Source organism: Pseudoflavonifractor sp. An187 (assembly GCF_002160275.1).
Classification (GTDB): Bacteria; Bacillota; Clostridia; order Oscillospirales; family Oscillospiraceae; genus Enterenecus; species Enterenecus faecium.
Genome location: NZ_NFKG01000051.1, coordinates 1 through 7,316 on the forward strand (window position 1 = coordinate 1; position 7,316 = coordinate 7,316).

Below are 7,316 nucleotides of genomic sequence, written 5' to 3' on the forward strand. Positions count from 1 at the left end.
CAGGGCTGCTTTTACTTTGTGAGTAGCTGCCGGTGTTGTAGATTATGTTCTGGCGCATCCTCTCCGGGAAAATCCAGCTCTCACCGCTCCAAACTCCCGTATGGGTCAGGGTTTGGGTCAAGTGCATTGGGCAGAGGGTTAGACAAAAATACCTCTTCCCTATTCACTATAACTTATTCCCTCCAAAAATCCCGGATGTGGACTGTTTTGAGTGAATAGTGAAGAGGTAAGAGGGAATAAGTGAAATCCCGGACGCTGACGCATCCGGGATTTTTGGTTGCGGGGGCAGGATTTGAACCTACGACCTCCGGGTTATGAGCTGCGGATCGTGGGCCATTTTGGCTCCGATAGGCGCTTTTTAGCCCTTTTTGCTCGGAATGCGTATGCTGTTTGACCCTGCGTGTTTCGTTGACTCCACACAGTCCATAACCCGTATGGATCACGGTTTGGGTCAAAGCTGTTTCAGCTCCTCCAGGAACTTTGGAAGGACATCATAGATAATGGCGCAGATGACCGTCCAGTTGGTGTCCTCGTAGTGGTGAACCAGCCGATGTCTCAGTCCGGCAATTTTCACCCACGGGATGGTGTTGTGTTCCTGTTTGAACTCGGCGGTCAGGTTGGCCACGTGTTCCCCGATGTTGTACAGGGGAGTGGTAACCGCCCATTGAATGGGCTCCTCGTGAAAGATTCGTTCGGGGGTAATGTTTTCCCGGCTGATGTAGGTCAGCAATTTCTCGGTGGTTACCTGGATCTTGGCAATCCGTTGCTCGTCACTGTATTTCATGCGATTTGCACGCCCTCCCCCATAATCGTATCGTAGAAGGTGGAATCAGGATTGATTTCCCTAAGCTCAAACACATCAACGGGCTTGTTCAGTGTCATGTGTAGTTCCTCTGCAATGCACAGCACATCGGTAGGGTCGAAATTCTTACCACCAACAACGATCAAATCAATGTCCGAGGAAGCATCCGCCTCTTGTCGGGCGTAGGAGCCAAACAGGATGGCCCGCTCTGCATGATACTTTTTCAATAAGGTCAATACTACCGCAGAAATCTCATTCAGGGAGTAAATTTGTTCAGACATAGCTGCATACCTCCTTTTGTGGTTGGTGTGCTTCTGAAAATATTATACCATGGGGGTTGAAGAAATAAAAGCGGCATCCTTTTCTGTAATCAGTGTACCATGGCAGTGCAGTGTTTACAACTCAGGGGGGAATTTTGGCCGATTTTCAGGGTAGATGGCAGTCGACGAAAGAAAAGCAGGAGAAAGGAGAGGGGGCGCAAGCGGCCCCTCTCCGGCCACAAATGCCTGCAGTGCGGGCATTGATTTGGAACGGGGGGACCTCCGGGTGCGGCGGCAAGTCTCCCGCATCAACGGGGAAGTGGTGGAAGCACCACTGAAAACCAAAAACGCTTACCGTATCTTGCCCCTGGCAGAGGATACGGTAGGCGTTCTGAAAGAACAGAGGAGAAAAGTGGGCAATAGCCCCTGGGTGTTCCCATCCCCCAATGGCGGGCCGATCTCCCCGGACAGTGTGCTGCATATGCTCCATCGGGTGCTGAAACGGGCAGGACTGCCTAAGGTACGGTTCCACGACTTGCGCCACCCGTATGTCAAGCACACGACAAAAAATATATTTCTGCAAAAGCAGAAATCCCAAGCTATCAATAGATTTTGATAGTCTGGGATTTCTGTTTTTGTGTATTGTACCTATTTAATTGACTTTAGTTGGAAAATGCCAGTCACAGTCTGGCATTTTCAATAGCTATGCTATCAGCATTCTTTTCCTTCGATTTAACAGACAGTGTCTGCTAAATCAATCAAGAGACGAAGGTTTTACTGTTCAATCTTCTTCTGTATGAAATGCTCAATAACATTGTTGAATATAATGTCGTCAAATTTTTTGCCAGAGAATACACCATTACAAATTTCTATTAACCAATCGACATCTTTGGATGGAAGCTTGTTCTTCAATAAACGAAGCATTCCCGCGATGTTGGTCTGAATACCTTGTGTTTCGGCTGCAAGATAGCAGGCATCTTCCGGTTCCGTCAACAACTCCATAGATTTAGAATATATCCATAGTTCTTCTGCAACATCTCCTATGGGAAGTTGATCGACATCGGTGGAGTTTTTTTCAGGCAAATCATATTTTTCAATAAAGCAGTCAAGCATTTGTGCTGTCACGTCCACAGGATATGGAGGCATCAGTTTATCAAGCAATGAATGATTTTCTGATTCGATTGCCTTCTTGACGTCAACGAGCATCCGTCGAGGGAACTGTAAAGCAGTAGGATTTATTTCTTCGGACTCGTTTGCAGATAATATGACTAGGTAATCAAAGGGAGCATCAGCAAATGCGATACAGCCCAGAAGACATTCGGTTAAATTGCTTTCCGATGCCATATCAAAATTACCAACTATGATGGGATAATAGCTCAACATGTCAATGGTGTAAATCTGATCAGGAAAATGAATCGAATACTTGGATTCTAATTCCGACAATCCGTCTTCTGCTATCTTTCTCTCATCCCGACAATGCCCGTCATACCAATTCCTAATTTGATATTTATTAAAATACTTATTTGGCGAATGTGTCTGGTAGTAGCTACAGCACATTATTAGTCGCTCTATGCTTTGTGTTTCCATAACACAAAGAGCCAACTGTCTTTCCTGGAAGCCAAAATCAATTGCGATTTCTGCAAAGTAATTCTGCATTGTCACAAGAGCACTTTGGGCTGTTGTGAGGTTAACCATAGCCAATCTTTGTTTTTGTTCATCCTTAACGAGGAACCCTGCAAACTGATTCGTAAAGTTTTGTATGCTTTGAAAGTATTTACTCTTTATTTTTCCTAACCTCTCGGGCACTGTAGCTTTTTCTTCAAAAGGACGATCTTCCTTAGGATATCGCTTTTCACCAGTAGTAATTAGGGCAAATTCTTCACGAAGTTGATCTACCTCCCCGGCCAAACTCCCTAATGGTTTTCCACCAAGGAGTTTGTAAATACAGGCACAGCACTTATCTGCAAGCAAACATATATGTTCTCTCACATCAAACCAGTAATTTAACCATTCTGTCACGGTATCAAATTCGTAATTGCTCATAATGGTCTTGTTCCATAGCGACGTAAGATTCTGATGGAACATGATTACAATGTTTCTAATGGGCATTTCTTTATGTGCATCTTCAGGTACAGTATAAGCAGATAATAAACTTAAAGTTGGTTTTAATGCATCCGCACAGTACAAATCAAATATGGGTAATGTCCTACAGACATATTTCAACCTCGAAACACTTTGCTCATTCCCGGTTTTGATATTGCGCAATCGAAGTATATACTCAACATGAATTGCATTCTTTTCGGAATCAATAAATATTTTGTGTGATTTTGTTTTCTGCTTGAGGTATGTAAGGATACGCTTAAGATTCCTTCCGACAAACTCCATATATACATCTTTGTTACCACAGTAGGAGATATACATTAGAGTTGAAATGCACTCCAAAGTTAATTTTTCCGGCTCGATCCAAATATTGTCCAAGGAGATGCTTGCAGACAAATTAAATTCAGAATTTATGTTGTATATCCATTCGGAAATGGAGGCATAAGATGCAATGTCTTTTATCTCGGCAAAACTAAGAGGAAGTAATTTTCTATATAAACAATTGCAAAAAGCATAGACAAAAGTTTTTTGCAAATTACAGGCGGGAATACGATCTCGCAATTCGCAAAGATATTCTATATTCTTATTATCTGGAAACATTTCTTGCATCTTATCAAGAGTATCTATCGACACGCCAAACTCTTTGAATGTTGCAAAAGGACACATTTCGGTCGATATGACGAATAGTCCACCATGGGCATTTGCATCGTCAAACGCAGGCTGATTTGAAAGATAATACTGCATCACACTCCCTGAAAAAAGCCCCTGTATTGCAGGAATATAGTTCGACAAATCATTTTTATCCCACAATACCTCTACAATATTTCTGAAGAATTCATCGCTGTTGAGATTCAACTCTGGCAGATGAGAAAACAATACAGGAAGATCTGCTTTTCCTGCAATTTTAATAACGGAAATAGCTGTATTGTCAACAGGAAGAAATTCATGCAATCTATCAACAACATGTTTAGATCTGATGGGATGAAGCCCCTCAATATACCCTCTTTCAGCATTCACATGTACAAGGAACTCGGATTCCATACTTTTTAAGAGCTCCCCAAAATCCGAGCCAGAGTCTTCTGATTGACTCGCATAAAGGTTGACAACAGAAAGCCTGACTCCGCAAAGATCTGCAAAACATACTTTGCGTAGGATTTCACATTTTGCTTTGCCAGAAGATGATTGTCCTATTTCGGATATTTGTGAGGCTATTCTTTCTGATAACATCTCACCATGAGTAAGCAAGTAGACATACTCTATAAGTAGTTGTCTTTCTGCAATCTTATTCCATGCTCTTTGCCAGCTTGTTATGCTTGGGTGAAGCTGCTTAGCCTCTCTGAATAGATTGAATATCTCTATTGCTTCCTTTTCTTCTAAAGCCGGCTTAATTACTTTCAAAGACTGAATATTGCTCAAGTCGCCACTATAATTATACCAATCAATCTCTCGCGATGTGATGAGCAACTTATAATGACAATGCAATTCGGATTGTAAGAGCTGAACAAGATAATTCCATTTGCTGAGATGGTTATCCAGATTGTCAATTAAGATAAGAATCTTTTCACCAAGCTGAATTCTTGCTTTGAAATATTGGACAATATTGCCAATCTCTTTGATTTCATCGCACCATAGTAATTGATATGGTATATATTCATTTTGGAGGATATAAGCTGCCTGCAAAGCCAGCGTGGTTTTTCCTTGCCCGCTAGAAGCTTTAATTACAGTAACCGTGTTTTCGCAAATGGAATTAATAACATCTTTTTCTAAGCTCGGTCGTTTGATTGGAAACCCACTTGCTATATCTGCTGGTGTTGCTTTTTTCCCCTCGTAAAAACTACGACCTTCATCAAGACTAGGCTTAGAGTAGTCCAGTTTACGAATCCAACTATGAGCTGGATTCTGAGGACCCTTACTGATATCTATTTTGACAGATTGGATTTGGGAATCTAATTCCGCTTTGGTCACATAGGCCCGCTGCTCCATTTTTTCAAAGCAAAGGATTTTTATGCTGTTTGCAAATAAAGAAACATTGTCCGTGTTAATCTCATAAGTTCCAATTAAGGCTTTTTCAATTTCAGCAGCAAGTATAGATTTTTCAATCTTCTCAAATGACAAATGTGAAATAAATTTATCGAAATCATATACAGACCAATTCCAAGAAGGATTGTTTTGCTTGATATTTGAAATCACACCAGTCCAATAGGTGCGTGATTTTTCGTCCAGATCAGATGCAAATATCTTACTTAGATTGCCTTTTGCAACAGGGAAATCATAAACCAGCTTAAAAAATCTATTTTGATCCAGCAGATATGCTTCAAGAAAGTTTTTAAGCACATCAGGCAAAAAGCTGGCATCCTGTTTGTTGACAGAATATTTCAGCTGTATATGAGTGACATCACTGCTGTCATTTTTCTGCTTAATACAATCAATATCTTCAATTCCCTCAAGCTGAAAAGAAATGCCCGGACTTGATGACGAAAGAATTAAATAGCACGAATACAAGAATTGATACGAGTACCCTCTGAGTGCGATTTGTCCGCCATTTCTAGAAATACTTAATTCCTGGATATTTGCTTTTGGCGCTGCAACTTTTTTGTTTTTCTTCTTTGTGCCTTTTCCCATATTTCTCGCCTTTCATTCTCTTATTACCTATACAAGTGCGGCTAATCAGCACTCATCAAGTTTTCCAGTTCAGAATATCGAAAAACTCTATTTCTGTAGGAAGGTTGATGGCATTCAACAATTCCATAGCCTTGTAATGAATGAAACAATTTAGATACTGTATTAAAAGAGAATCCCAGTTTTCTTTCGGTAACTGTTATTGTTGTAACAGGAACACGCTTGAGATAATTATAAATTTCTAATATACTTTTAGGCGATTTACTAATCTCCATAAGTCGATGTTCATCCAGCGTAACGATGCGCTCGTATTGTGTCATTAACACGGCAGATTTTTTGGCTACTTCACCTATAGCGTTTACAAAGAACTTGATCCATCGGACATATCCTCCACTGTACTGTGTGGTCCGAAGCAAGTCGAAATACTCATTCTTATTGTGATACAGATACTCAGACAAGCATATTAGCGGCATTGCCTCTCCAATGGTATCTCGTAATACCATTGGCACAAGGATTCGTCCGATAATACCGTTATACCGTTCAAATGGATGGATCATTTCAAATTGGTAATGTACCAGTGCTGCCTTAATTAGTGGATCAGTATTATGGTCGTTATAGAGATACGCAGAAATATCAGCCAGTGCCGGGAGCACAGAATCCGGTGCTGTAGGGTTGTATCCTTTGAGATTCGTCTTTGCACCCAGCCAAAAGGTTTGATGATCCCTAACTTCTATCGGGTTATTCTCTGATTCTCCGTTAAGTGCGATACCGCAAATCCGGCTCAAGTCAGGAGCTGCGACTTCCATACTTTTTGCCGCCTTAAATGCCATTTCCAGGTTAGTGATCGGCGTTATATCACCTTTGCCGGTGCCGCGGATAGTGAGTATTTCTTTGAAATCGGGACCGTCGTAGTCGATCATATGGGAATAGGTACACTCTTTCAAAAGCATCAGCTCCGCAAATGCTTCTTTATTCGGAGCATACTTAACAAGCCCTTCCAGAAAGCCAATGTTCCTGTGGGCTTCAATCAGTAAAGCAGCCAATTCGTCATCCATCTGATACATATCCCCGCGCATCAAGGGGCGTGGGGTAAAGGAATAGAATGTAAGGCTTGGCTTTTCGGGATCAATATGTTCAGTGTAATCACCTGTGTAGGGCAGCATCGCATATACCTCAATAGCTAAAAGTCATTTTCAGTATATCATTGGTAGAGGGAATAGGAAAGCACCATTTCTAGATTTATCTCAAAAAATCAAGAAATAGTGCAATAAAAAGCAAAAATCAAGTTCCATGAATTAGCCACACCTTCGCCACCTTGGCATTGCAAAACGGCGTAGATGTGAAAACGGTGTCCGGGATGCTGGGCCACTTCTCCGCAGGATTCACCCTGGACACCTACGCCCATATCACCAGCGCAGCCCAGAGACAGGCAGCGCAGACGATGGGGAACGTGCTGGCGGGGACAATCCAGACTTGATTGTTGCTTGAAAACTTCTGCCTGGAGTTTTGTAAGGTTTCCAGAGTAATGGGGGCGT

At 41.8% G+C, this 7,316-nt stretch carries 5 protein-coding genes and 1 pseudogene; 2 read left to right on the top strand and 4 right to left on the bottom strand.

Features of this window, described 5'->3' with window-relative positions:
• Positions 1 to 451: 451 nt before the first annotated feature.
• Positions 452 to 784, bottom strand: a complete 333-nt coding sequence (locus B5F22_RS11640; RefSeq protein WP_087392680.1) for a HepT-like ribonuclease domain-containing protein — start codon at positions 782 to 784, stop codon at positions 452 to 454.
• Positions 781 to 1,083 carry a nucleotidyltransferase domain-containing protein gene (locus B5F22_RS11645; protein ID WP_242954931.1) on the bottom strand — a complete coding sequence of 101 codons (303 nt, stop codon included), beginning with the start codon at positions 1,081 to 1,083 and terminating at the stop codon, positions 781 to 783. The genes B5F22_RS11640 and B5F22_RS11645 overlap by 4 nt, the downstream gene beginning before the upstream one ends.
• Positions 1,084 to 1,237: 154 nt before the next feature.
• On the opposite strand from B5F22_RS11645, the gene B5F22_RS11650 reads away from it, so the two are divergent.
• Entirely contained in the window at positions 1,238 to 1,678 is a 441-nt protein-coding gene (locus tag B5F22_RS11650; RefSeq protein ID WP_242955127.1) for a tyrosine-type recombinase/integrase, read from the top strand.
• Between the two features lie 158 nt (positions 1,679 to 1,836).
• Here the strand turns inward: B5F22_RS11650 and B5F22_RS11655 are convergent, their stop codons facing one another.
• Both B5F22_RS11655 and B5F22_RS11660 read right to left on the bottom strand, forming a co-directional pair.
• Entirely contained in the window at positions 1,837 to 5,784 is a 3,948-nt protein-coding gene (locus B5F22_RS11655) for a hypothetical protein (RefSeq protein WP_087392681.1), read from the bottom strand.
• Between the two features lie 41 nt (positions 5,785 to 5,825).
• Positions 5,826 to 6,944: a Fic family protein gene (locus B5F22_RS11660; protein ID WP_087392682.1), complete on the bottom strand. Its 1,119-nt coding sequence runs from the start codon at positions 6,942 to 6,944 to the stop codon at positions 5,826 to 5,828.
• 137 nt (positions 6,945 to 7,081) lie between these two features.
• Here B5F22_RS11660 and B5F22_RS12160 point away from each other — a divergent pair.
• A pseudogene (locus tag B5F22_RS12160) lies at positions 7,082 to 7,258 on the top strand (site-specific integrase); the annotation flags it as partial.
• Between the last annotated feature and the right edge of the window lie 58 nt (positions 7,259 to 7,316).